This window comes from Bradyrhizobium sp. Pha-3, assembly GCF_042258325.1.
Taxonomy (GTDB): domain Bacteria; phylum Pseudomonadota; class Alphaproteobacteria; order Rhizobiales; family Xanthobacteraceae; genus Bradyrhizobium; species Bradyrhizobium elkanii.
In genome coordinates this window covers 6,364,327-6,388,686 of sequence record NZ_CP170151.1, presented here as the reverse complement: position 1 = coordinate 6,388,686, position 24,360 = coordinate 6,364,327, and the positions used below count along the sequence as shown (strand labels likewise).

Below are 24,360 nucleotides of genomic sequence, written 5' to 3'. Positions count from 1 at the left end.
CCGCCAATAGTTTTATTGGACGTCGAGCTTCCTGAAATTACCGGCTATGACGTCTGCTCCTTCATCAAGAAGAAGTGGCCGGATGTAATGGTGTTGATGACGTCATCCACCTTTACGACGTCGGTCCACCGGACGCGCGATCTTGATTCAGGCGCGGATACCTATCTTGTGCAGCCGGCAGAACCCCTCGAACTAGCTGCCGCCGTTAATGCGCTGCCACGGATACGCTCCGCCGAAGATTCAATGCGCGCTCTCAACGCGAGCTTAGAGCAACGCATTAAGGATCGCGTAGCCGATCTGGAAGCAGCAAACCTCAAACTGAGAGGCGAAATCGAAGCGCGCGAACGTGCTGAAGCTGCACTTGTGCAATCGCAGAAGATGGAGGCGATCGGTCAATTGACCGGCGGCCTAGCGCACGACTTCAACAATCTCCTCACCGCAGTCGTCGGAAATCTTGACATGATCCGTATGCGCGCAACCGATCCTCGCATCGTTCGCCAGGCGGAGCACGCGTTCAAGGCAGCGGAACGAGGATCAAAGCTTACGGCGCAATTATTGGCTTTCTCCCGAACACAGAAATTGGCGACCGCGCCGGTTGATCTGAGTGCCTTGATTTCAGGCATGGGGGCGCTTGTTAATCAGACGCTGGGTGCAGAAATTACGGTCGAAACCGACCTGTTCGAAGGGTTGCCGCACGCGCTGGCTGATACAAATCAGCTTGAGCTTGCTATCCTCAATCTGTCGATCAACGCGCGCGACGCCATGCCCGGTGGTGGGACACTGACGATATCGACCAAATCAGATGCGACCAATCCGCAGCGAGTGGTCGTTTGCGTGGCTGACACGGGAACCGGCATGCCACCGGAAGTGGTTGCTCGGGCATTCGACCCATTCTTCACGACCAAGCGCCGGGCAAGGGGACGGGGCTGGGATTATCTCAGGTATACGGTATCGTTCGGCAAATCGGCGGGGACGTTACCATCGATACAACCGTGGGCAAGGGGACGCGCATCAGCATCGCTTTACCTATCGCTCTCGCGGAAGCCCAAGGCGAGAATGCCGGTCCGAGCAATGTGCCGTGAGGCTCCGAGTCGGTTTTAATCGTGGATGACGATTTCCGATGTCCGTGAGATCATGGCCGGCGTTCTGTCCGACCTTGGTTACCGCGTGAGAGACGTTGCAAATGGGGAGGCGGCACTGCAGCTCTTGAGAGATTATCGACCGGATTTGCTCGTGCTGGATTTTGGTATGCCTGGCGCGAATGGTGCAGAGTGGCGATACACGCCCGGCAGTTAAGTGCTGGCCTAAAAATTCTCTTCGTCAGTGGTTACTCTGATACGTCTGCAATCGAGGAAGCCGTCGGGAAAGCCATGTTGCTGTATAAGCCGTTTAGGCCGGCCGAATTTGCGGCTGCTGTACGGTCCGCACTTGATGGATCTCAACACTAGGCTGATCCATTGCTCTTCATGATGTGGTCTCGCATCAATCGACACCGCCAGTAGCGTAAACGGTCCCGTCCTCATGCCAGCACTTTTGCCCGCTATGATGGTTAGGAACCGGAATGATGAGTCGTTGTTCCCGATGCCGCAAAGCAACTGCGGCGTATTGGGAGGCGTGAATGGCACAGAAAGCGAAGAAGCAGACCGCGCGCGGCCGTAAGCAGGGAATCGCCGCTCCTCGGCAGAGCGGAAGTGGAAATGAAGGTGCCCCCGGCTCTTGCCCGAAGGCCCGGGGCACATTCGCGAAGGCGGCCCGTCAGTTGGAAGGGCCGCAGTCTAGCACCCGGATCTGACCTATCGCGTTGAAGGCCAGTATCGCGTTGACCAAACCTGTACTGGTAAAATACGAGACAAGCGTTTCGTCGCGTGATGGCTGGACATCCGACAGTTCGAAGGCTGGATAACGTCTAAGGCGATCAACCCAATAGGCGCGGAGCGCCTCTCTGCCTGTAAGGGTTTTCGCGCCACCGCAACAGCAATGGATCATTGCATCATCGGCATACATGCCCAGGATGGTTTCGATATCGCCAGCGCGGTAGGCGTCTAGCCAGTCCACCGCAGCGGCCATCGGGTCAAAGGACATATTCCCCACCTACATGCCGTAAAGAGGTGAGATTAGAGCGTTTCTAGAAGCGCCGCCCAACGAATAGATGCTTGCTTAGCCTGACTTTTTGTTTCGGTTCTCTAACAGCCAGCTCTGCGTGATGTCTGAGGCCTCAAACGAGTCGCAGCGTCAGCTGTGGGGCCGGGACTTACAATTCCAGATAGCGAAATGTCATTAGGAGGGGAGTTAGTATTATGAGCCGCTTGAGTATTTTTATAATGAAAACAATTATTTACGAGATTAACGTGGGATATGGAATCCCGTCACCGCCCGGCGTAGTTAATCCTCATCACCGCTCAGTCCCGGGTATCTATCGGTGATGAGATCGCTGTCACCGCGCTCCCGCCTTCCTCCAACGGAAAGGAGCGCGCTATGGTCATCAAGCGTCGCAACCGGACCAAACATACCAAGACGTTCGAAGAGAGACTGGCCGAGGAAGCTGCCCGCTTCAGGGACGCCGCCGCGCAACTCCAGCCCTGCACACAGCGCGACCTCTATCTTCGTCGAGCCCGTCAGGCTGAGACAGCAGCCCATATCAACGACTGGCTGATGTCGCCCGGCCTGCAGCCGCCTAAAGCAATCGAAAAAGTGCACGTTGCCCGGAAGCTGAAGCCGAATCCAGAAGGCGATCTAAATGGCCAAGGTTAAAAATCCCGATGAGCCCGTCGAGAAGGGGGAAGTCTCGCGCGATCAGGCGAACGATTGGCAACACAGGGACTCGGTGCGCAATAGCGAGGGTGATGCAGGGCGCGACAAACGAGGGATGAAGGCAGGCTGGACGCGTAGGCCTGCTTGCTCTGCAGTCGCACATACGCAACCTTTGATGGCCTCAGCGTTCTCCCCGGACGCTGGGGCCATTCTTCAAATGCCGCTCGAGCGCCAGCCGCTCCGCCAGAATCTCAGCGTGTTCTTTTGTCAGGTTCTCGGCGAATGCACCGTTCTTCTCTATCTGGGCTGGTCCTTTGAGTTCGCTGTCGTAGACCATCCATCCATTGCCACCCTGCCGAACGAGGAACCGTCCTCGCATCGGGCGTCCAATAAATTCCATTGTAACCACCACCTGTGAAATTAACCCGGCAATTGGGTCACGCATCGCGGCCGCCGTCATTTCACTATGTGAATCGGCATCATGAGTTGAAGGTTCTCATGCCTCAAGAATTAAACGGCCCCAACCGGGGGCCGCCAACCCGACGGAGATTCGGGTTTTCCTCCAGCAGTCGGGGGGCATGGTGGCTGACCAGAGGTATTGACTGACGTTCGTTTCGCGCATTTGTTCCTTACCGCCGGCGATCAGGAAAGAATGGCAGCCCTTCTTATTTCGGCGTCCAGCTAGACACTTTGCTGCGACAAACCAAGCATCCACTCGCTTCGGGAAGGAGTAGCAATTTCTGACACCGGTGTTAATTTTGAAGCCTCGGGTCACGTCCCGATTCATCATAGGACGACTGGCACCGGCCTCTAGGCCCCCATAGGTGCTGGGGCCGATTTCTGTTATGAGGCCGCCAACTGGGGCGGCCTACACAGGCCTAATTTTCGTCTTCAGCTTGCGATCGATCAGCGTCTCGGCCCGGCGCTTTGCTAGTTCTGCCAATCGCGTGCGCACAGTATGGCGGGTCGTTTCTCCGCCGATCTCAATGACGATCTCGAACTGATCATCATATAGGCGTTTTACGTCGAACGTGACGCCCCTGTGGGTGAAGGTGCTCGGCATAGGCAGGTGATAGCAAATCGATGTGCGGTCCTTGCACCGGGATGCTACGGGAAATTGTCCCGCTGCAGGAATGGAGCCATGCAAGACACTCACTGAAACGGCTTTACTCTCCCGCGTCGCCTTGGGATCGGTCGGGTTCGGGCTTCTTCAATAGTTGGTACGATGCGCGTAGCAGCGCGTAAGACTTAGCCAGTTGTCGATCGATGAGATCGTCGCCCGCTTCAATTCGACGCTTCATGGCCTCGAACTTGGCGAGCCGAAACCAGTAGTCGTCCAACATGCTTTTTTCTCCGCCAAAAAGCACCGACGGGCAACTTAACCGAGGTTAGGATTTTGGGTTCCCGTACTGGCTCTGCTCTTGCGGGAAAGGCTCCCGCGTGTTGCGGCCGAGGAAGGTGTCAGGCCGCGGCAGTTTTAATAGTTCGGCCGCCACTTCGATGAGTTTGCGGACAAATGCGATCTGCTTGACGATTTGGGCGGCCTCATCGTGAACCCGACGAACAGGCTGGCTCCCTGGCTTGCAGACGGGAGCGCGCTCGGTCTCAGCCACCGACGCCTACGGACAGAGCCTCGGTCGATGATGATTGATAACGCATTGCTAGCGGGTTTGTTCCGGAATGCGGAACTCCGTTCAGCCAGTATTCGGTGGGCGTCGCCTTGTCCTTGGTAGATCATCGGGCCGTTGATCTTCTCGATGTTAGATCCGGCCGTCCTGGATCGGTTCGAACGCGCGGGGGCATGCTCCAAGAGCTTGCGGGCGGCTTTCTTGGGGGCGGAGTAGGGGCGGTCGCCGACGTATTTCCTCGCTCAATCTACGAATTGGCGAGAGCCCCGGCAATTTTTCGGGGCCAAGGAGGCGGTCGCCGGGGCCCTCTATGCGGCCAGTCCAACGCCAGCCGAGTCGCAATGAAAGGCTGCCAGCCTTACAGGAACATCGCAATCGCAGCGATCGCGACAGGGCAGATACCTAAAAAGACGATGCCTACGCGGACCAATATTTCGGCCATGGCACACCTCGATCGTGCGGCATTTATTGCAGACTAAGCTAGGTCGCCTCCCGCTGAAAGCGCAATTTGTGCCGGATGCACGTAGCCCGAATAGCCTATCAAACCGAACGTCCAAAGCGCCCGGGGCCCCAACATCACCCTCTAAGAGTGCTGGGGCGTTTCTCTGCGTCGATTAGGCGCAAAGCCACCGCCGCGTCCTGAGGGTCTCCAGAAAGCGGCAGGGCGAGTTTTTGTTCACCGGCCGTCGCGGACCCTACCGCAGCATAACAACGCGCCAATATGCTCGGCTCGTGTCTGAGTGGATCGGGAGCGTGGGGCTGGACCCGAGGCTGTTCGGGACGCATTCTTTGCGGCGAACAAAAGCGACCTTAATCTATCGGCGAACGGGCAATCTGAGGGCTGTCCGGCTCTTACTTGGGCATACCAAGATCGAAAGCGCGGTCCGATACCTTGGCATTGAGGTCGACGCCCTCGCCATTGCGGAACAAGTTGATGTCTGAAATACCCGGGCGGGGCGGACGCGCTCTGCCCGTCGTCGAACCGCCCGTTCGGGCCAACACCGGACATCGCCGCCGTAAACGCCCCTGATGGGTCGAACTTGCATGGCGGTATTTTGGTCGTCAGGACAGCCCAATGACGGGACAGATGAAGTGTCATCGAGAAAAGATCTGGATATAGTGCTGGTTGGCTTAAGGCCACACCGAAAGAATAGGTGGCCGGGATGCAGTCGATTGCGCACTGGCTTCATGCACTTGGTTTCGAGCAATACGCGCAGCGCTTTGCCGAGAATGAAATTGATGTCTCGGTACTCCCCCATCTGACTGAGCAAGACCTCAAAGACATTGGTATTCCGATCGGGCACCGACGGAAAATCCTTGCAGCCATCAGAGGGACCTCTTCCGCGGGGCAGGCCGCATTCGAACCCTCTGCTGCTTCCATGCCGTCGCAAAAGACCGACGCCGCGGAACGCCGCCAGCTCACGGTCATGTTCGTCGACCTCGTCGGCTCCACCGCCTTGTCCGGGCGGCTTGACCCTGAGGAGCTGCGCGACATCATTGGCGCCTATCACCAGCGGTGCGCCGAGGTGATCACCAGCTCGGGCGGCTTTGTTGCAAAATATCTCGGTGACGGGTTGCTGGCTTATTTCGGCTATCCGAAGGCGCATGAGGAGGATGCCGAACAGGCGGTTCGCACAGGCCTTGCTCTGATCGAGGCAGTGACTAGGCTCAACGCTGGTGGGTCAACCCTGCTGCAGGTGCGTGTCGGTATTGCCACAGGCCTCGTCGTCGTCGGCGATCTGCTCGGTGAGGGCGCGGCCCAAGAACAAGCAGTCATTGGTGCGACCCCCAATCTCGCCGCCCGGCTCCAGGGGCTTGCAGAGCCGAACACGCTTGTCATTGCGGATAATACGCGCCGCCTGCTGGGCGGCCTGTTCGACTATCGCGATCTCGGCCCATCGGCGATCGCGGGCATGGACCATCCGGTTCAGGTCTGGCGGGTCTTGGGCGCGGGCCAGGTTGGCAGTCGATTCGAGGCCCTGCGCGCCGCCAGCACGCCGTTGGTTGGCCGCGAGGAAGAGATCGCATTGTTGAGACGGCGCTGGGAGCGAGCCAAGGCCGGCGATGGTTCCGTAGTCCTAATCGTCGGCGAGCCGGGCATCGGCAAGTCGCGCATCGCGCAAACCCTACTGGAGGAGTTGCGGAACGAGCCGCACACGCGCTTACGATATTTCTGCTCGCCGCATCATCAGCACAGTGCGCTTTATCCCAGCATCACCCAACTCGAGCAGGCGGCCGGATTTCGACGCGAGGATACGGCCGAGACCCGCTTGGACAAGCTTGTGGCGGTGCTGGCTGTGGCAAATCAGGAGCTGGGCGAAGCTGTTCCTCTGTTGGCGGACTTGCTGTCGATACCGACCAGCGGCCGCTACCCGCCGCTCAATCTCACGCCGCAGAAACGCAAGGAGAAAACACTTTGCATGCAGGTGGCGCAGGTCGAGGGGCTCGCGGCGCAGCAGCCGCTTCTGATGCTATGGGAAGACATCCACTGGAGCGATCCCACCACGCTGGAGTCGCTGGATTTGCTGATCGATCGGGCCGCGACGCTGCGGCTCCTGATGGTTCTGACCTTTCGACCGGATTTCACGCCGCCTTGGGTCGGCCGTCCGCATGTGACATTGCTCAGTCTCAACCGCCTGCCCCCTCGGCACCGCGCCGAGATGATCGCTCACGTAACCGGGGGCAAGACATTGCCAACGGAGATTGCTGATCAGATTATCGATCGCACGGATGGCGTTCCATTGTTCATCGAGGAGCTGACCAAGTCTGTCGTCGAAAGCGGATGCATTACCGGAGCGGGAGAGCATCTCGCGATCCCGAGCACGCTCCAAGCCTCGCTTCTCGCTCGACTCGACCGCTTGGCGCCCACGCGAGAAGTGGCTCAAATCGCAGCGACGCTGGGGCGCCAGTTTTCCCACGAGCTGATCAATGCGGTCGCCGACATGCCGTCAGCCAGGCTGGAGAACGCGTTGGAGCAATTGACCCGCGCCGAACTTGTGTTCCGGCGCGGCACGCCGCCTGACGCGACGTACACGTTCAAACACGCGCTGGTGCAAGACGCCGCCTATAGCACCTTGCTGCGCAGCCGGCGCCAGCAACTGCACGGCCGTATTGCAGCGACGCTCGAACGCAAGTTTCCGGAGATTGCAGCGGCCCAGCCCGAACTTGTGGCGCAGCATTGCACTAGCGCCGGCATGGTCGAAAAGGCAGTTGAGTATTGGGACAAAGCAGGACGCTTGGCCGTCCAGCGTTCGACGATGGCCGAGGCCGCCACGCACTTTCGCAAGGCCCTCGAGTTGCTCGGCAGCCTGCCGAAGAGTCCGGAGGAACGCTCCATTGAACGTTCGCTGCAGCTCGCACTCGCCGGGGCCCTTACCGCGGCCAAAGGGTGGGCCTCGCCCGAGGCCGGTGAAGCCTATGCCCGTGCCCGCGAGCTGTGCCGCGACGCGCCGGATGGAGCGCAGGTGGCGACAGCCTGGGCCGGCGCTCTCTCGTACCTGCACAACAGCGCAGATATCCGTGGCAGTCACGAGCTGGCAAACGAACTGCTTCAGCTTTCTGAACGCCGAAATGACAGCGAGACCAAGCTGATAGCGCACCGGAATGTGGGCATCAGCCTTCTGTTCCGGGCCGAGTTCAGCCGCGCGCTAGCCCACCTGCGACGGTCAATACACTTTTATGACCAGGCCAGGCATCGACCTCCGAAGCTGACGCCGCACGACGTCCGCGTCACCTGCGAGAGCTTCGTTGCCTGGACACATCTGCTGCTCGGACAATCGGATCAGGCGCTTGAGCAAAGCCGGAGCGCGCTGGATTGGGCACGAGAGCTGTCACATCCCTACACGTTGGCATTTGCGCTGCACGTCAACTGTGTTTTCCGCCAACTTCGCCGCGACGGGGCTATTCTCCAAGAACGAGCCGATGAATTGGTGGAAATCGCGACCGAGCATCGCTTCCCGCACTTCGTGGGAACGGGAGCCTGCTTTCGGGCATGGGCCATGCTCGAGATGGGAGGATCAATCGAGGAAACCATCAACCGGATGCGGTGCGGACTGGCGGCGAAGCGGGCGACGGGTGCGGAGATCAAGGTGCCGTACTATCTTGGCCTCCTGGCCGAAGCACACCGCCGAGCAAACCGGATCGCGGACGGGATGAGCCTGTTAAATGAAGCTCTTGAGCTGGTGGAGCGCACCGACGAGCGATGGTACGAGGCGGAGCTGTATCGGCTCATGGGCGAGACATTAATCATCGGCTCAGATCGAAACGATGCCGAACGCTGGCTTCGCCGCGCCCTTCAAACAGCGCGCAAACAGGGCGCGAAGCATTGGGAATTGCGTGCCGCTGCCAGCATGGCGCGCCTTTGGCGCGATCAAGCCAAGTGCATCGACGCCCGCGCGCTGCTGGCACCGATCTACGCCTCCTTCACCGAAGGCTTCGATACCCCCGACCTCAAGGAAGCCGCTGCGCTCCTCACCGAATTGACCTAGAAAAGTCTCGGTGGGATCTGCGACTTCTGCTTCGGGCCACAAGGCGACCACGACTCCCCGCTCGACCCTCGTCGGCTTCCCTCCCGGCAGCAGACATAGCGGAATTCTGAGAAAAGGTCGGCCAAGAGCCAAAGCACTAAATCGCTGCGCGATAACCCGCTGACGCGGGTGGCCTAACCGCGAGCACTGCTTCCAGAGGAAAGATCGTCGGTGGCGGGCGTGACGCCCTGTCTTGAAGATCGAGGTGTGATCCACCTCATTCCAGACAGGAGTCGTCTATGACCACCGATACTATCAGTCCGCTTGGCCAGCGCATGATCGAGGACATGAACGCGCGCAAGCTGTGCGCGGGGGCACGCGGAGGGGCCACATCAGCAGTTGCAAGCGGTTCGCTGCGTTTCTCAAGCGCTCCCCAGACACGGCCACACTTGAGGACATCCGCCGTTTCCAGCTGCACTTGGCCGAGATGGGCGCGAGCATCTGCAACCGCAACCGCATCATGACCGGGCTGCGGTTCTTGTTCCGCGTGACGCTGCGGCGGTTGGACCTTGCGGCCGAGATCTATCACCTCGGCGAGCCTCAGAAGATTCCGCTGGTGATGAGCACGGATGAGACGAAGCGCCTGCTCGCGGTCGCCCGCAGCCTCAAGGCTCGCCTTCTGCTCAGTCTCGGCTATGGCTGCGGGTTGCGCGCCGGCGAGGTGGTCCGGCTGAAGGTCAAACATACCGACAGTGCGCAGAAGATCATTCGCATCGAGCAATCCAAGGGCCGCAGCCGTGCCAGAATCCAGCGCTCAACAATCAGCACCGCGCCTTCAACCTTGCCCTTGTCGCGCGGCTTGCGGTTGCGGGTCGGCAAAATCGTCGTGTCGTAGTGCTCGGCCATGGCGGCAAAGGTTTGGTTGAGCGTCGGCTCGAACCACAATGCCTTGACGACCCCGGCCTTCAGATTGTCGCAGACGACCGCCCTGGGAACTCCGCCGAAGTACGACAAGGCCCGGGTCTGGCCTTCGATCCAATCTGGTAGTCGCAGACCGAAGCTCCCCATAGCGAAGGTCAGCGACGAGGCCCCGAGCACCGCGACAAATATCTGCGCCTGACGGATCTCGCCGGTTTGCGGATCGATCACCTCTACCGTCGGACCGGCATAGTCGGTCTGCATCACTGCACCCGCCGCGTGGCGATGACGGAAGGTCGGGTTCGCCCGGCGTCGATAGGCGTCAAACTTCTCGCAGAATCACGTGTAACCATAGCCGTCGGGATGCGCCGTCCGGTATTCCTGCCACAGCAGCGTCAGCGTCACGCCCTTGCGCTTGAGCTCCTGCGCCACCCGTGGCCACTCAGGCTCGCTCAAGTCCTGCGGGGCCGCCCGACCCGCCGGAACAAGGCTCGCTGCAAGGCCGCCTCGCTCTCGTAAATCGGCGGCAGCGGCCAGCTCAAACCCGCTTCACGCGCTCGCAGCAGGTAAGTGGCAACCGAACTCTTGCTGATCTGCAGCCGTTCCGAGATCTCCCGAACCGACAGGTCCTGCTCGTACGTCAGCCTCTCAGGATCGATCGTAGGTCCTTCACAGTGGTTCGTTTCGCTTGCTTCCGTCTCGGCATTGCCCCTCTCAAACTCAGCTTGAGAGAGAACATTGCCTGAACGGCGCTCCCGAAAACCAACCTCCCGCAACTGTCCGCGTTTTAGCGGAATCCCTGTCCCGGAATTACTGAAATCGCTGTCCGCGAATTACCGAAATTGCTGTCCGGAAATTGCCGAAACACGCACATTGCCCGTTCGAGGCCTATAGACTGATCAGAACGCACGCGCGCTGATATCCATGATGGCCCGGAGCATAAATGCGCTCCAATCAAAAGACGGATACATTGATGCAAGACCGCCGCAGCCAATTCGACGAATCTTCTCGCAACGCACGGCCGGACCATACATTAAGGGTCAAATCCTCAGCCGCCTCGCAAACTACACAAGGCGGCCTTCGCCGAAGAGATACGATGGGTCCGCAGCCGAGGCGCTTCACCTCGAGATAGGTAGTCGGCGTTGAGCGCGTCGCCGAGCGCCGGCGACGGCTGAGCCGGTCCCCGGAAGGCGAGCACGTTACTTTTGAAATCAAAGCGTATACCGCCCTCTTCGAGTGACTCACCTTCGATAAGGCCGCCCTCTTGGCCAGTTCGTCCTGATTGCGGCCGGCTCCGCGCAGGTGTCGAAACTTGCTCAGGCGCTCGATGCGGACTATCGCACGTTCGTCTCTTGGCCAATGCGGCGTCTCTAGGGACTGCTGACCGCCGTGTATCGATACCAAATTGGAGAGACGTCACAGCCCAATCTGCAATAACATGGTCCATCGGGGCAGGTGCTACTAGCGACTCTGAAGTTATGGTCATCATATCTCCGTTTCGTCGCAAGTTAATGTGCCACCGCGCCCTACTTGGCTTGGGTTCCTACATTGTGAACCTGAAGGAGCAACTCGTATTGGCGAGCCTTCTCCAACAGCGCATCTCGAACCGGACCTGGAGGGAGGAGCTCGGCTTGCTTGCGAGCTTCTCTTGCGCATTCTGCGCTGACTTCCTGTTCTCTAGTCATAACTCGGTCTCCGCTCTTTTCGGACCGCTGCCGCAGAGTTGCCGATGCTTTCGATGGGCTTACAAATTTCCTCTTTCGATACCAAGCTCATGGTCCGAGCATTCTAACTCGGCAGGCAGCGTCCTTTTTTTAACGGGAGCCCAGCGCCGCGTTCGTACTCGGAACTGGCGAGGTGATTCAAGCGTTCAGGGGGCAGGAGGTGCCACCTCATTGATCACTTCATCGCTATTTCCGACCAGGTTGCAGTGCACCATCGAGGCCTTGAATAAGTTGGGCGGCGGTAAGAGCGGCCTCTTTCCCAGGCCTTGCGGGAAGGTCCACGCCGGTCTCACCGGGCTGGCAAGCCATGCTGGATATGGAAAAAATATCGAGGCATGCGCGTCGTTGAGACTCAGAGGTTGCGCTTAAGCTGGTGGAATCAGTTCTATCCTCCGGGTCCCCGGTCAGGGCCATGCAAGGTGGAGTACGCAACCTCAAGGAGCTTCAGATGCCGATCGAGATGATGGTCCGCAAGTTGCGACTGCACTCCGAGTTGCCTGATGAGAATATCGAGGCGCTGCGGTCGATCATGGCGCCCGTCAAGACATTGCCGGAAGATTCTTTCATTGTGCGCGAAGGAACCTCAGCACGCAATGCTGTGTGATCCTGAGCGGCTTCGCTTACCGGTCCAAGACTGCGGAAAACGGCAAGCGGCAGATCCTGTCGTTCCACATAGCGGGCGACATACCCGATCTGCAAGGCCTGCCGCTAAAACGTATGGATCATGATCTGACGACGCTTTCGGAAACGCGGGTGGGCTTCATAAATCACGACGCGCTCGAACGCGTCCTAGAAACGCGGCCGGTCCTGACGCGAGCACTCTAGCGCGAAACGCTCGTTGACGCGATGCTGTTTCGCCAGTGGATCGTGAATCTCGGAACGCGATCGGCCTCGGGGCGGATGGCTTATTTGATTGGCGAGCTGCGACAGCGGTTGGCGGCAATGGGACTGGTCGTCAATGAGCAGTTTGAGTTCCCGATTACCCAATCCAAGCTGGCCGATGCGCTTGGCCTCAGCATCGTCCACGTCAATCGAGTCCTCCAATCATTCCGAACCGAAGGCATCCTTGATCTCAAGCGTAAGGTCGTCACGCTTAAGGACATCGAGAAGATTGTCGAACTAGGCGGGTTCGACGGTCTTGATGACACATAACCAGGCACGTGCTTTGCTGACCGTCACCGGGCAGGTCTAGGATCATTCAACGCGGATGGTAGAAGCGCGCGGTCCCCGACGACGCCGCGCCCGAGTTGCATAGGATTATCGGTGAGACTGCCCAAATCGGTTTGCGCCTTACCGACCGATCATCGGCCCGATCCCATTCCGCGCCAGTTAGCCTTCTGATCGCGCCGCCGCAGGCTAACTGCTAAGCAATCGCCAGCACCAGTATACTGCGATCACTATCTGAACGGCGAAAGCGATGAAGCGCAAGCCTACCGCCATAGGGCTCGTCGAGATAAGATGAACTATCGATTGTCCGATACGGGCGCCAAGCAACCAAAGCGCCATGGTGTCCGTGACTGAAGTTCTTGACGTCATGACCGCGACCGCCAGCAACCCACCGAATAGCGGCAGACCTTCAATGCAGTTGGCGTGCGCCCGCGCGAGACGTCTCATGAACGGCGATAGTCCGGCGTTGTCCGGAGTAAAGCCGTTTGCCGCAACCGCCCCCGTTAGCACAAGGTAGGTTCGGATTGTCTCCATCAAAACTAGAAGGAGTGTCCACGCTATAAATCCGGTTAGTGCGCAAGCAGTGCTAGACCTAGATCGCTTCCTAACATGATCGCATCAACAGGAACCCCTTTTCGACGAACGATCGCTAGATAGCGGTACATCCAAACGCTGTTTTTTGTTATCCAGATGGCGAAAGCAGTCTGGAGTGAGGACGGAGATTGCGATCAGGTTAGCTTATCTCAGCCGTCCAATGCGAGGTTCACCTTGGCCTGCTCGTCAATCGAGTACGTGCCGTAGTACGCTATCGCCGCCCGCTTCGTTCAGCATCAAAATTCATCCATTCGGATCGAATTTTGGTCCTACCTTCAGGCAAGAAATGATTCTCGAGCGCGCCGGCTGTCGCCGTTGTCGTATGGCACAAACTGCATAACGTAAAACGGAACTCCCCCATCTGCCCGGCGTTTGCAGTTAGGCTCGGAAGTTTGGATCGCCAAGACATGAAATGGATTCTGGTCGTATTGGTTGGTGGCGTAGCCCCAGTTCAAACCGATCTAGTGTTCGAGAAACTGTCGGATTGCCTGACCGCTGAAGCGCAGTTGCAGCAAACTTATGCGAACGCCTACACCACTTTGAGTCAACGCTCGATGGAGGACGACCAGTTGGAGAGGCGCCGTAGCCGCCACTACCGCCGAACTCGAGGGGACACGACCGGAAAAGTTGCGAATGCCGGGACCTGTATTCCGCATGCGGGGACGGATCAGCCAATCACATCTCTGAATCAAGCGCCGGTGCCTCAGGCGCCCGCTTCGCCAGGTCCAAAGCCATAGAGTCAGGAATACAGCCCTAGAGAACTGCTAATACCCCGCTACCGCATTGGGCCGATTCCGTTGAAAAGGCCGGCAGCATTCGTTGTAACCGCAGTAAGTGATCAGTCGGGATATGCCTTTCGAACGAGAACTCGTAGAACAACGAGCCTGTTCGACTTACCGATGCCCCATCATGACCTTCAGTCCTGCCCACTAGACAGACTGAATCACTGATATCTCTGCGTCGCAACAGCCGCCTTTTTCAACAGAATCGGCCACAAGCAGACCACGGCGGCCCGTTTGACCTTAGTCGGCTCGCCTCCCGAAAGCGAACTTGCGGTCTTCTCAGCAAAAGTCGGCCGTCCCGAAACGCTGTCTTCGCGTCACGCCCACTGTTCCCCGGATGCGTCGGGTGACGTAGAATGTCACGGCCCTTGAAGCGGGACGTGCCGAAATTACCGTCCGGGCAAACGAGCAGCACTGGTGCTATCGGCAGGCACGCTCTCCTAGAGGCCGTTCTTTTTTCGGTTTCGCACCACCGTTCACCACGAACCTTGCGCGCCGCATTTGCGGCGGCTCGTTCGGTAACGTCGGGAGAAAAGCGATGAGGAAGGTCGATCGAAGGTCCGCACTGGGAATCGCGTTGGCAGCGGTTTCGACTGCCATGATCAAGCCCGCCGAGGCTCAGGCCACGGGCTACAAGGATACGGCACCTTGGCCAGGTGTCGTGGTGCGTGAATATGAAGGCGAGACACCATCCCTGATCCCGGGATTCAAGACGGTCTCGATGCGCGATGTCATCATGCAGCCGGGATCGAAGACCATGGGCCCCCCGATGATGAATGCCATGATCTGCCATATCACCGAAGGGGAGCTTCGGCTTGAGCAGGATGGAAAGACCTTTACGGGCAAGAAGAATTTTGTCTGGACCTGTAACAAGGAGACAAAAGAGCAGGCGTACAACGATGGGAATGTGGTCGCGATCATGCGGATCACGGACCTGAAGGCCTAAGGCTCTTTTCTTCGCAAGAGATCGATTGCAGGCGCGGATGGCACATGCGACGACGCGCCATCCGCGTGGAGGACCGCTTGTGGACCTCTATCGGCTACTTTGAATCCTTGCAAAATGCCATCGCGGGGGAAAAAATCTGCCAGGCTTGGCGGCCATGTTTTGGAAGAATGGCGACGGGCGCGGAAAGTCCAATGACCATCGTCATCTTAGCCTTTGGCCACGCGGTGCGGCGGCAAAATTCCGACCTAGAACCGAGGCTCTGAGCCGTACCGCTGCTTCGTTGCGGCTCACCTCGACGGCAATGTCGATAGCGCAACGGCCTTCCGTGATCAGCCCTTGTAGAGTTTCGCCAAGTGCGGATGATTCTCGCGAACCCATCCGAGGCCGCGGCAGGTCGGGCAATTCAGATTGATCACGCCGCGAGCAAGCGTTTGTAGCGCCGGTAGGCCTCAATGGCACTGTTCACTAGCATGAGTTGCCGATGTTCACCAGCCCGCGCCGTGTCGTCGATGCTTCTCAGAAGGAAACGGCTCGCGTCGCCAGGATCTGCGATCTCGCCGGAGCGCTCGAGGAAGTCCCAGGCTATATGGATCGACTTCTCCACTAGGATTGGCAACGGCTCGTTCATGGGAGCAAAACAGACATCGTACTCGATGGTTCCTAGTGTAATCTTCGCCTGGTCGTAACTTGATTTCTTGTCCGGCAGGAGGCCACGGGTAGCACCACTAGGACAGTTAGTGCCTTTATAGCTCGTCCTGGCTCTCGCTTAACGTCCAATGTCAGATCATGAAAACCCGAAATCGAAGTCTGCTAATATTTCTTATTGCTGTAGTGGGTATTGGTTGGCCGATCGGCGCAACCAACTTGCCTGGTGAGTGGTACGCCGCATTGCAGAAGCCGTCATTCAATCCCCCAAACTGGGTTTTCGCGCCAACCTGGACGGTCCTGTATGTACTGATCGCAATCGCTGGATGGCGAACGTACCTACAGGAGATCAATGGCCTGGCCTTGCAAGTTTGGCTCGGACAGATGGTGCTTAATTTTCTTTGGTCTCCCATCGTTTTCCGATTGCACAACTTGGCTATGGGCCTTTCGGTCATCCTCCTGATGCTGGGTTTGATTGTTTTTTTCATAGGCCTGCAATGGCAAGCCAATCGGGCAGCGGCTCTCTTATTCATCCCGTACGCGGGTGGGTGGCGTTCACATCGCTTTTAAACTTTGCTTTGTACCCTTAACTGAGCTCCCTAGTGCAATCAGACTATCGCCAAACGAAAAGTGCACGCCAAGCGCGATGGTTTTCGAGACCAGCCGAGGCCGCGGCAGATCGGAAGGTCGAAACTGATGATACCGAGCAGAGCGCCGGGTAGCGTCGGATGGTTAGCACACAAAATGCTCGAGATTGAATCCAAGGTGACGGAGGCCGAAGCTGACCCGTCCTAATGAGGATGCTCCCGGCTGCGCTTAAGCTATCCGGCTGACCTCTCGTCACCGTTGATGAGCGAACGAAGTCTCGCTCAGCCCGGTCCTGCGAATGCCTATCGCGCCTGTCGTTTCCGGAGCCCGTCTCAGGGCTTATCGGAGAAGAGAACATGAAGCTAAGGACTATCCTGGCAGCATCCGCGATCATCGCATCTGGTTCAGCCGCTTTCGCCGCGGACACGATGACGGCTGCTCCGCCTGAAAGTTGGACGGTGACCAACTACTACAAGCAGAACATTTACGATCCTAAGGAGTCCAAGATCGGCACGATCGACGACGTGTTGGTCGATAAATCCGGCAAGGTGACCGGGTTTGTCATCGGCGTCGGTGGATTCTTGGGGGCCGGCGAGAAGGACGTGATTGTGCCGTTCACTGCGGTCAGGACCGAAAAGAAGGATGACAAGTGGTGGCTCACGTTGGACGAAACGAAGGATGGTTTGAAAGCCGCGCCGGGCTTCAAATACGATAAGGCCAGCACGACTTGGGTTCCCGAGAAGTAAGCGAGAAGCAATCGAGCATCCGGTCGACCAGTCTGTGATTTCTTAAACTTGAAGGCGGGGGTGGGTTCACGCCTCGCCTTGGCGAACGCTCCGCAAAAAAGGCCCGCTCGGGGACCCGCGTCGGCCGATGGGTTTCTTGAGGGTTACGCCAATCGATCCCGGACAACAGATAGCTCAACTGCGCCGGCGAAATCGTTACCGATTCACCGGCAACCGATGGCCAGATGAACTTTCCTCTCTCGAGTCTTTTTGTGAACAAGCAGGCTCCCTGGCCATCGTGCCAGATCGCCTTCACAAAATCGCTGCGGCGACCGCGGAAGACGAACAGATGACCGCTGAGCGGGTCTTTGTGCAGCACCTCCTGCACTTGGAGTGCCAGCGACGGAAAGCCTCTGCGCATATCTGTGTAGCCTGTCGCGAGCCACACTCGCACATTCCCCGGTATAGCAATCATCGGCGTCCAAGCACATCGAGGACCCGCGCCAGAGCCTCCGGATCGACGTGCGCATCCACCCGGATGCACCGTCGGTTGCCAAGATCGATCTCTATCAATCCAGTACGCGCGGCTGCTACGGAGCGAACTCGGCCATCAACCGTAGGCAAAAGCTTCGGAGTTTCCTCAGCCGATGCCGCTACGGCGGCGATCTGCACCGGCGTAAAAGATGGTGCAACTTGTTCCGATGTCCGTGCTTGTCGACGCCAGGTAAATACCAGGCTGGCCGCTACTCCGTTGCGACGCGCAACCTCAGTCACCTTCGCGCCCGGCGCCAACGTCTCCTCGACAATCCGTGCCTTGTCGTCCTGCGACCAGCGCCGCCGCCGCTCCAGCCCGCCCAAAACCTCGACCCGCATCGCCTGATGACCTTAAAGCTAGACTTAAGGCCACACGCTTCGCGAATTACCATCCGTCACGCAAGACGGCCCCCGTCGGATGCGTACCTCAGCGCCGACCAGTCGGCCCGCATCAGCAACTGACAGACAACAACACTGCAGGCCGCGAGCGGGATCGAGCCGAGGATCATCGCGCGTCCTTCGATTGCAACATAGTCGCCGCCATGCTTGTAGAAAGCGAGGCCGAGCGTTGCGAGCGCGACCGAGGGCTAGCGCCAAACATTCCAGCTAAACTCTTGGGTCGCAGCACGTCACCGAGGATAGCGAACAGGGAGAGACCAAGCCCTCAATCAGAAAGCGCAATGCGTATCCACCACGCCTCCCGCCATTCCTAGGATGATCCGGGCATCAGCATACTGACCGTCATGCCGACGATGCAGAGGCCCATCGCGGCCGTCGATGCCCAGCCGAGCCAGTACAGCCAGCCTTCGACAACGAGCCTACCCATCACATCGCGCCGTTTGACGAGCAGCATAAGCATGGTCATCACCGGTGCCGCCAGAACCCCGTTGATGACCGCGCTCCAGTAAAGCGCCTTGATCGGATCGATCGGCGTGAAATTGAGCGCCACCCCAAGGCCGACGGAGAGGGCAAGCACCACATAGAAGGCGACCGCCTGCTTCGGCTTGCGGGCAAGACCGACCGGCCATTTGCGGCCTTCGCCTATGGCATAAGCCGTCGATCCGGCCAGTACCGGAACGGCGAGCAAGCCCGTGCCTATGATGCCGAGCGCAAAAATAAGTTCAGCAAGCGGGCCCGCAATCGGCTTCAACGCCGCAGCGGCCTGCGCCGATGATTGCACATCGGTCACCCCCTGCTGGTGCAAGGTGGCTGCCGTCGTAATGATGATGGCGATCGCAATAAGGTTCGAAAAGGCCATGCCGATCATCGTATCGATGCGAATGCGCCAGAATTCGCGCTCGTGGGAACCCGTGTCCTCCTTGAGGGGCTTCTTGTCAGGATGAATGCGCTGCTCCTCCGCCTCTTGCGAGGATTGCCAGATGAAAAGGTAAGGCGAGATGGTGGTTCCGAGAATGGCAACAAGCGTCGTCAGAAAGGTGCCGCTCCATTCGATCTTCGGCACGAACAATCCCTTGAGCGCATCAGCCCAGGGTACTTTGACAACCGCCAGAGCGATGACATAGGCAAACAGCACTAAAGTCAGCCATTTGAGGAGCGCCACATACCGTTTGTAGGCAATGAAAATCTGCGCCAAGACCGAGATGACTGCAAAGGCAACGACGTAGACGATTGCCGATCCGCCGATCACCAGTTTTGCCGCATCCGCCATGGCTCCAAGATCGGCCGCGACATTGATCGTGTTGGCGATAAAGAGAAGACTTATCAGCGACCAGATGACCCAGCCGGGATAATTGCGACAGACATTGCCGGCGATGCCGTGGCCGGTCACCCGGCCGATCCGGCCTGAAATCTCCTGGATCGCCACCATCAGAGGATAGCTCAAGAGCATCGTCCAGCCGATGCCAAAACCAAGTTGCGCGCCCGCCTGGCTGTAAGTGCCGATACCAGAAGGATCATCGTCCGACGCGCCCGTGATGAGGCCGGGTCCAAGCCGTTTGAGAAGGCCCGTACCTCGATCTGGCCTTTTGGCGTCGGGCCTAGCCATGTGCTCCTCGGAATGGGGGCTGTCCGCGGCGCATCCCGCTCGCCACGTTAGGAAGCCATGAGGGCTTCACCGGTCAGGGTTCAAAGCGATGCGGCACGACTGCACCGCGTGAGCCGCGGCTCACTGGCCTAATGGTGCCAGAAGATCGCCAGCAGCAGAATGATCGGCAGCGGTACGCCCAGCAGCCACAACAAGGCACCTCGTCCAAAGCCCATGGCTTTCTCCTCCATCGTCTGTCCCGGCTTCCCAACGCGTCCGTCCGGCGCGCAGTTCCTCGCCGGGAACGGTTTTCGAGGCAATCGATTGGAGACGGGGTGACTCTATCGGTTACCGCGTGATCCTCGCCGAAGACGCGATCTACAGTTCGTTCGATTAAAGTCCTGATGCTTTAATCGATCTCCCACTAAACGGTTCAGCTTGCAGATCGAGGTGGCGCCCGTTGCCCTTATTCTGGCAAGTTGGTGGGTTACCGAGCGCACGCGTGTTCCGCAGTCTAGATTAACACGAGTTAGACTCTGCAAGACGAACTCCATCAACGGGCTTGAATTCCGAGCAATCACATGGCCCGATATGCTTGCATCACGCCGAGCAGGATCGAAAACTGTGAGCCATGCCAAAAAGCGTCTTGGTCGTTTGCTTTTCGCTGCCATGCTGCTTGCGGCCGGGACAGCGGGCGCCCAGGAGGACAAGAAGACTGACGATGACAAACCAGCCGATCCGGACACGGGCGAAAGCACCGTAGAGGAAAAAACGCTCGGTCTCCTTCCCAATCCCTTACAAAAATACGGCGTCAAATTCGCAGCCACCTATATCGGCGAAGTGCTAGGCAATCCCTCTGGCGGACTGAAACAAGGATCTGTGTATGAAGGGCGCCTCAATCTCGCCGTTGATTTGGACCTGCAGAAGCTCGCCGGTCTCGATCAACTGACATTTCACGCCAACATGTTCCAGATCCATGGCGGCGGATTATCGCGCGGCAGTCTGCAGAATTATTTCGTGGTCAGTGGCATCGAGGCTTTGCCATCCACGCGTCTCTATGAGGCCTATTTCGAAAAACAGTGGGGCGATAAGAAAATCTCGCTGAAGGCCGGTCAGCTTGCCGCTGACAGCGAGTTCTTCAACACCAGATACACTGACGTGCTGACAAACGCCTCAATGGGCTGGCCCGCCATCACCTCACTTGATCTGCCGAGCGGCGGACCATCGCCCCCCTTGGCTGCGATGGGCGCCCGGCTTCTTGTCAACGTCACCGAGCAGTTATCTGTTCTTGGCGGCTTATTCGACGGCGACCAGGCCGGCCCCGGCCTAGGCGATCCGCAAGAGCGCAACCGCTATGGCGTCAACTTTCGCGTCAATGATCCGCCCTTGCTGCTCGGGCAGATCCAATATGCCTGGAACAACAAGAAGGGCGATCCGAACCCGGCTGGCCAAATCAAGTTGGGCGGCTGGCGGCATTTTGGGTCTTTCGCCGATCAGAGACTAGACTCCAATGGTGTTTCGCTCGCGTCGCCAACCAGTAGCGGCGAACCCTTGCTCCTATCCGGCGATATCGGCGGCTGGATGGTCTTCGAGCGGAAGATCTATCGCGTCCCGAAGAGCGATGATCGAGGCATCGGGATTTTTACGCGCGTCTCGGGCGCGCCCGCCGACCGCAATCTCATCGATCTCTATGCGGACAGCGGCATCGAATTCATTGGACTCAGCGACCAGCGTCCCGACGACAAGTTCGGCATTGCGGCCGGCTACGCGCATGTGTCGAAACGAGCACAAGCGCTGGATGCCGATTATCGTGCGCTCGTTAATCCGAATTGGCCGATGCGAAGTTTCGAAGGACTCCTGACCGCCGTGTACCAATACCAGATCAGGGACGGGTGGACGTTGCAGCCCAATTTTCAATATATCCTCCATCCGGGCGGAGGTGCCACCAGCCCGTCAAGTGCTGTGCCCGGCAGGGTTCTTCATAATGCAACGGTGCTTGGCCTACGAACGACCCTGAAGTTCTAGTTCGATTCGGACATAAGCTCGGCTCAGCGGGCCAGCCGTTTGATGGCCTTGGTCGCTCGATTGGGACCATGCCATCCGAGAAACTTCAGCTCCTTGTTCTCCAGCGCGTTGGTCGCTCGAAAGAACTGTTCGAGATCGTCGCGCGCATGGGAGGGAAGATCGCGGATATCCTTGAGATTCGTTTCGAGCGGCGACCGATCAGGGACCGCAAAAATGCGGTCGTTTCGTTCCGTCTTGCCCTTTTTCTTCTGCTCGACTTCGAGAATTCCAACCGGACGACAGCGCAGCACGACGCCCGGATAAGTCTGTGCGTCGTGCAGGATCAGAACATCTAGCGGATCGCCGTCCTCGGCCTTGGTCGACGGAATGAAACCCCAATCGTAAGGATAGGTCAGGCCCGCCATAAGGGGCTTCGCCAAGGCAAAAATGCCGAGCTTTGGATCGAAATCGAGTTTGCACGAACTGCCGCGCGGCGTTTCGACAACAGCAAAGATATTGTCTTTGTCAGCCCAGCTCGGCAATTTTGTCAGATTGGTCATAGCGACAGTCAACTACTCATTAGGCATCGGGCGGGAGCCGGTCTGGCGAAATCATTCGCCAGATCCGGCGCTGGCGATCAGGCGGCGGTGGAAGCCTTTTTATTGACGCCCTTGCGCAACGCCACAGTGTTGAGCTTGGTGTTCGCTGCCTTTTCTTCGTTCAGGTTCGTGTTCAGAAAACGCACGATGTCGTCGTGGCCGAGCGCCTCGGCCCAGGCGATCAGCGTGCCATATCGGCAGATCTCGTAATGTTCGACGGCCTGTGCGTTGGCGACGATCGCCGCATCCAGCACCGCCTTGTCCTCGATTTCGCCGGCCGTCTCATCCGCTTCCTTGATGATGCCGTCGATGGCGGGGCATTGCGTGCCGCTCGGCGACTGGCCCAGTTTCTCAAAGGCCTTTTCGAGGCGCTCGACCTGCTTGTTCGTCTCTTCGAGATGGTTCTTGAGCCCCGAGACCAGATCCCGGTTGGTGGCCTTGCCGATCATTTTCGGCAACGCCTTGAGGATCCGCTGCTCGGCATAATAAATGTCCTGCAACCCGTGCAGCAGCAGATCATCCATGGTTTTGATGTCTTTTGTGAACAGTCCCATGACGTTACTCCTCTAGTTCAAAGCGATGGAACGGCATCGATCGGGCTTTGTTCCTCGCCGCCGATGCCGCACCTCGGCCGCATAGATCGGATCGCCGCATTGGTCATCGGTATGCGGAGGCCACTTCCCGCGGCAGGAGGAACCAGGGCACCTGCGGACATTTGTCCTGTTGCTCGGAGTTTAGGATGGTCAGCATTCTAGCTATTGGTGGATACCGCGATACTGCCGAAGGGGGCAGCTCTAGGGCGAGCCACTACGATGTGGCCGTCGTCGGCTTCGGAAGCCGTCTGCTTTGCGCTGTAGAGGCTTAATTGAGCTCCTGCTGCATCGAACTATCGCCGAACGAAAAGTGCACGATCACGTGAGCGCGAGGGCGCTCGAGAGCCAGCCGAGGCCGCCGTAGATCGCATGCGAAGAGACGAGATGCACTGCACAGGTTAGAATATTCCTGCAACTCGCTCATGGTATAAAATGCTCTTTAGGATAGGCATCATCTCGGACACGCACGGGCTTCTAAGAACAAAGGCGCTGCAGGCGCTAGCCGACGCCGACTACATCATCCACGCCGGCGACATCGGCGATCCCGGCATCATCGCGGCGTTGCGCCGGATCGCGCCTATTTCCGCAATCCGCGGCAACGAGGACACCGCTGACTGGGGGTCGCGACTACGCTGAAATCGAGACAGTGAGCCTCGCCGGTAAGACGGTCTACGTGCTCCATGACCTAGAGGCCATGTCCATCGATCCCGTCGCCCAGGGCATCGACATTGTCGTATCGAGCCATTCCCATGTACCGAAGATACAAACGGTCGGCGGGGTTCTGAAAGTGAATCCCGGAAGCGCCGGCCGGCGCCGCTTCAAGCTGCCGATCACCCTTGCGACGCTGGATGTGACGCCGGATGGGATCCGGCCTCTCATCCACGATCTTGAAGCCGCCTGACGCCCTGCGGCAACGCATCAAAGCGGCGGAAGCAGCCGGTGAGGCGTCGCCGGAAGGATGACCCGGATAGCGTCGCCGGGCGAGACGTCGCCGCTTTTGGTCACGATTGCCATGACGCCGGCCGTGAAAGGCAGCCCGGGCTCGTCGCTCACGAGCCGACTCTTCAAGCCGGGTCGAAATCGATCGATCAGGACGCATGGGCTCCGCAAGCCGGTAAGAAGGATACATGCCGAGGCGCCAATTCGGAGCCTGGTGTCGAGCGGAAAGGTCTCGAGATCGAGACCGGTCGTCGTGATGTTCTCGCCGAGTTCACCAGGACCGACATCGTAGCCTGCGACGCGCAGGGCATTGAGCGTTTCGCTCGGAATAAGGTGGATCTGACGGAGATTGGGCGATCGAGGATGGCGGCGGGCCAAGTACCGATGCTTGACGAATTGACCATAGTGCGCGTCGCCCTCGATGCCATGACCGGCGACGAGCGTCACCGACAGTCGGGGTACTTTGCTGAACCGGTGCTTGCTGTCGATCGAGACGGCGAAGACTATTCCTTCGAGCGCCATGGCTACCGGCGTCAGGCGGCGCGCGACGCTAAACGGCGCTTGCGCTTCAGGTGTCGCATGATTTCGGCGAGAGGCATCGCGTTCAGGACGCGGTCCGCGAGGACGCCGCCTTTGCGGGCCATCTCTACGCCCCAGTGCATGTGGTCGAGCTCCGGAATGGAATGTGCGTCGGGATTGATGCTGAACGTGCAACCGAACGCGCCCGCCGCCGCGAGAGGCCGGGCGCCAATCGCGTCTGGCGAAGTCGGTCG

At 58.6% G+C, this 24,360-nt stretch carries 24 protein-coding genes and 5 pseudogenes; 16 read left to right on the top strand and 13 right to left on the bottom strand.

What is annotated here, in order from left to right; translation table 11 throughout:
• The first annotated feature begins 87 nt into the window (after positions 1-87).
• Positions 88-1,082 (top strand): annotated as a pseudogene (locus tag ACE10X_RS30400) (ATP-binding protein).
• Positions 1,083-1,107: 25 nt separating this feature from the next.
• Entirely contained in the window at positions 1,108-1,296 is a 189-nt protein-coding gene (locus ACE10X_RS30395; RefSeq protein WP_245376364.1) for a response regulator, read from the top strand.
• Positions 1,297-1,755: 459 nt separating this feature from the next.
• Here the strand turns inward: ACE10X_RS30395 and ACE10X_RS30390 are convergent, their stop codons facing one another.
• Positions 1,756-2,082, bottom strand: coding sequence for a nuclear transport factor 2 family protein (locus ACE10X_RS30390; RefSeq protein ID WP_038388691.1), 327 nt, complete (start codon positions 2,080-2,082; stop codon positions 1,756-1,758).
• A 393-nt stretch (positions 2,083-2,475) separates the two neighbouring features.
• Here ACE10X_RS30390 and ACE10X_RS30385 point away from each other — a divergent pair, with 393 nt between their 5' ends.
• Together ACE10X_RS30385 and ACE10X_RS30380 are read left to right on the top strand one after the other, a co-directional pair.
• Positions 2,476-2,751: a hypothetical protein gene (locus tag ACE10X_RS30385; RefSeq protein WP_244436083.1), complete on the top strand. Its 276-nt coding sequence runs from the start codon at positions 2,476-2,478 to the stop codon at positions 2,749-2,751.
• Entirely contained in the window at positions 2,738-3,169 is a 432-nt protein-coding gene (locus ACE10X_RS30380) for a hypothetical protein (protein ID WP_209910609.1), read from the top strand. Before ACE10X_RS30385 ends, ACE10X_RS30380 begins: the two co-directional genes overlap by 14 nt.
• A gap of 748 nt (positions 3,170-3,917) precedes the next feature.
• On the opposite strand, the gene ACE10X_RS30375 is transcribed toward ACE10X_RS30380, so the two are convergent.
• Together ACE10X_RS30375 and ACE10X_RS30370 are read right to left on the bottom strand one after the other, a co-directional pair.
• A complete protein-coding gene (locus ACE10X_RS30375; protein ID WP_162832455.1) occupies positions 3,918-4,094 on the bottom strand; it encodes a hypothetical protein in 177 nt (58 codons plus the stop codon).
• A 45-nt stretch (positions 4,095-4,139) separates the two neighbouring features.
• A complete protein-coding gene (locus ACE10X_RS30370) occupies positions 4,140-4,364 on the bottom strand; it encodes a hypothetical protein (protein ID WP_375763296.1) in 225 nt (74 codons plus the stop codon).
• A 675-nt stretch (positions 4,365-5,039) separates the two neighbouring features.
• Between ACE10X_RS30370 and ACE10X_RS30365 the strand changes: the two are divergent.
• From ACE10X_RS30365 to ACE10X_RS30355, 3 genes and pseudogenes are all read left to right on the top strand, one after another.
• A pseudogene (locus tag ACE10X_RS30365) lies at positions 5,040-5,321 on the top strand (tyrosine-type recombinase/integrase); the annotation flags it as partial.
• Positions 5,322-5,542: 221 nt separating this feature from the next.
• On the top strand, positions 5,543-8,866 hold the full coding sequence (locus tag ACE10X_RS30360; protein WP_209910612.1) for an adenylate/guanylate cyclase domain-containing protein: 3,324 nt from the start codon (positions 5,543-5,545) through the stop codon (positions 8,864-8,866).
• A 343-nt stretch (positions 8,867-9,209) separates the two neighbouring features.
• Positions 9,210-9,740 carry a tyrosine-type recombinase/integrase gene (locus tag ACE10X_RS30355; RefSeq protein WP_375763295.1) on the top strand — a complete coding sequence of 177 codons (531 nt, stop codon included), beginning with the start codon at positions 9,210-9,212 and terminating at the stop codon, positions 9,738-9,740.
• Here the strand turns inward: ACE10X_RS30355 and istA are convergent.
• Positions 9,635-10,469: pseudogene (gene istA, locus ACE10X_RS30350) on the bottom strand (IS21 family transposase); the annotation flags it as partial. The gene ACE10X_RS30355 and the pseudogene istA sit on opposite strands and share 106 nt — an antisense overlap.
• Positions 10,470-11,935: 1,466 nt before the next feature.
• Here istA and ACE10X_RS30345 point away from each other — a divergent pair.
• The 3 genes from ACE10X_RS30345 to ACE10X_RS30335 are packed head-to-tail and all read left to right on the top strand — an operon-like array spanning position 11,936 to position 12,639.
• A complete protein-coding gene (locus tag ACE10X_RS30345) occupies positions 11,936-12,091 on the top strand; it encodes a hypothetical protein (protein ID WP_244436097.1) in 156 nt (51 codons plus the stop codon).
• Complete coding sequence (locus ACE10X_RS30340) at positions 12,088-12,312, top strand: cyclic nucleotide-binding domain-containing protein (protein WP_375763294.1); 225 nt, start codon at positions 12,088-12,090, stop codon at positions 12,310-12,312. The genes ACE10X_RS30345 and ACE10X_RS30340 overlap by 4 nt, the downstream gene beginning before the upstream one ends.
• Positions 12,313-12,333: 21 nt before the next feature.
• Positions 12,334-12,639: a Crp/Fnr family transcriptional regulator gene (locus ACE10X_RS30335; RefSeq protein WP_375763293.1), complete on the top strand. Its 306-nt coding sequence runs from the start codon at positions 12,334-12,336 to the stop codon at positions 12,637-12,639.
• Positions 12,640-12,843: 204 nt separating this feature from the next.
• On the opposite strand, the gene ACE10X_RS30330 is transcribed toward ACE10X_RS30335, so the two are convergent.
• Positions 12,844-13,188: an MAPEG family protein gene (locus tag ACE10X_RS30330; RefSeq protein ID WP_375764626.1), complete on the bottom strand. Its 345-nt coding sequence runs from the start codon at positions 13,186-13,188 to the stop codon at positions 12,844-12,846.
• A 467-nt stretch (positions 13,189-13,655) separates the two neighbouring features.
• On the opposite strand from ACE10X_RS30330, the gene ACE10X_RS30325 reads away from it, so the two are divergent.
• Positions 13,656-13,985 (top strand): hypothetical protein, encoded by a 330-nt coding sequence (locus tag ACE10X_RS30325; protein ID WP_080583651.1) that lies wholly within the window; start codon positions 13,656-13,658, stop codon positions 13,983-13,985.
• A gap of 583 nt (positions 13,986-14,568) precedes the next feature.
• Positions 14,569-14,976, top strand: coding sequence for a hypothetical protein (locus ACE10X_RS30320; protein ID WP_209910627.1), 408 nt, complete (start codon positions 14,569-14,571; stop codon positions 14,974-14,976).
• A gap of 412 nt (positions 14,977-15,388) precedes the next feature.
• Here ACE10X_RS30320 and ACE10X_RS30315 read toward each other — a convergent pair whose 3' ends face one another.
• Positions 15,389-15,604: a hypothetical protein gene (locus ACE10X_RS30315; protein WP_038387027.1), complete on the bottom strand. Its 216-nt coding sequence runs from the start codon at positions 15,602-15,604 to the stop codon at positions 15,389-15,391.
• Between the two features lie 158 nt (positions 15,605-15,762).
• Between ACE10X_RS30315 and ACE10X_RS30310 the strand changes: the two genes are divergently transcribed.
• Entirely contained in the window at positions 15,763-16,191 is a 429-nt protein-coding gene (locus ACE10X_RS30310; RefSeq protein WP_100213618.1) for a TspO/MBR family protein, read from the top strand.
• A 374-nt stretch (positions 16,192-16,565) separates the two neighbouring features.
• On the top strand, positions 16,566-16,955 hold the full coding sequence (locus ACE10X_RS30305) for a PRC-barrel domain-containing protein (protein WP_038387026.1): 390 nt from the start codon (positions 16,566-16,568) through the stop codon (positions 16,953-16,955).
• Here the strand turns inward: ACE10X_RS30305 and tnpB are convergent.
• The 3 genes from tnpB to ACE10X_RS30290 form a co-directional block, all read right to left on the bottom strand.
• A complete protein-coding gene (gene tnpB, locus ACE10X_RS30300; protein ID WP_369529440.1) occupies positions 16,912-17,355 on the bottom strand; it encodes an IS66 family insertion sequence element accessory protein TnpB in 444 nt (147 codons plus the stop codon). The two genes, ACE10X_RS30305 and tnpB, sit on opposite strands and share 44 nt — an antisense overlap.
• A 50-nt stretch (positions 17,356-17,405) precedes the next feature.
• Positions 17,406-17,807 carry a transposase gene (locus ACE10X_RS30295; protein WP_209910630.1) on the bottom strand — a complete coding sequence of 134 codons (402 nt, stop codon included), beginning with the start codon at positions 17,805-17,807 and terminating at the stop codon, positions 17,406-17,408.
• Between the two features lie 370 nt (positions 17,808-18,177).
• Positions 18,178-19,473, bottom strand: coding sequence for an Nramp family divalent metal transporter (locus ACE10X_RS30290; RefSeq protein WP_051003180.1), 1,296 nt, complete (start codon positions 19,471-19,473; stop codon positions 18,178-18,180).
• Between the two features lie 648 nt (positions 19,474-20,121).
• Here ACE10X_RS30290 and ACE10X_RS30285 point away from each other — a divergent pair.
• On the top strand, positions 20,122-21,477 hold the full coding sequence (locus ACE10X_RS30285; RefSeq protein ID WP_038387025.1) for a carbohydrate porin: 1,356 nt from the start codon (positions 20,122-20,124) through the stop codon (positions 21,475-21,477).
• A 23-nt stretch (positions 21,478-21,500) separates the two neighbouring features.
• Here the strand turns inward: ACE10X_RS30285 and ACE10X_RS30280 are convergent, their stop codons facing one another.
• Both ACE10X_RS30280 and ACE10X_RS30275 read right to left on the bottom strand, forming a co-directional pair.
• Positions 21,501-22,016 (bottom strand): inorganic diphosphatase, encoded by a 516-nt coding sequence (locus ACE10X_RS30280; RefSeq protein WP_038387024.1) that lies wholly within the window; start codon positions 22,014-22,016, stop codon positions 21,501-21,503.
• 77 nt (positions 22,017-22,093) lie between these two features.
• On the bottom strand, positions 22,094-22,609 hold the full coding sequence (locus ACE10X_RS30275; protein WP_038387023.1) for a ferritin-like domain-containing protein: 516 nt from the start codon (positions 22,607-22,609) through the stop codon (positions 22,094-22,096).
• A gap of 471 nt (positions 22,610-23,080) precedes the next feature.
• Here ACE10X_RS30275 and ACE10X_RS30270 point away from each other — a divergent pair.
• Positions 23,081-23,549 (top strand): annotated as a pseudogene (locus ACE10X_RS30270) (metallophosphoesterase family protein).
• A 17-nt stretch (positions 23,550-23,566) separates the two neighbouring features.
• Here ACE10X_RS30270 and ACE10X_RS30265 read toward each other — a convergent pair.
• Complete coding sequence (locus ACE10X_RS30265) at positions 23,567-24,109, bottom strand: MOSC domain-containing protein (RefSeq protein ID WP_038387022.1); 543 nt, start codon at positions 24,107-24,109, stop codon at positions 23,567-23,569.
• 11 nt (positions 24,110-24,120) lie between these two features.
• Positions 24,121-24,318, bottom strand: a pseudogene (locus ACE10X_RS30260) (DNA polymerase/3'-5' exonuclease PolX); the annotation flags it as partial.
• Positions 24,319-24,360 lie beyond the last annotated feature (42 nt).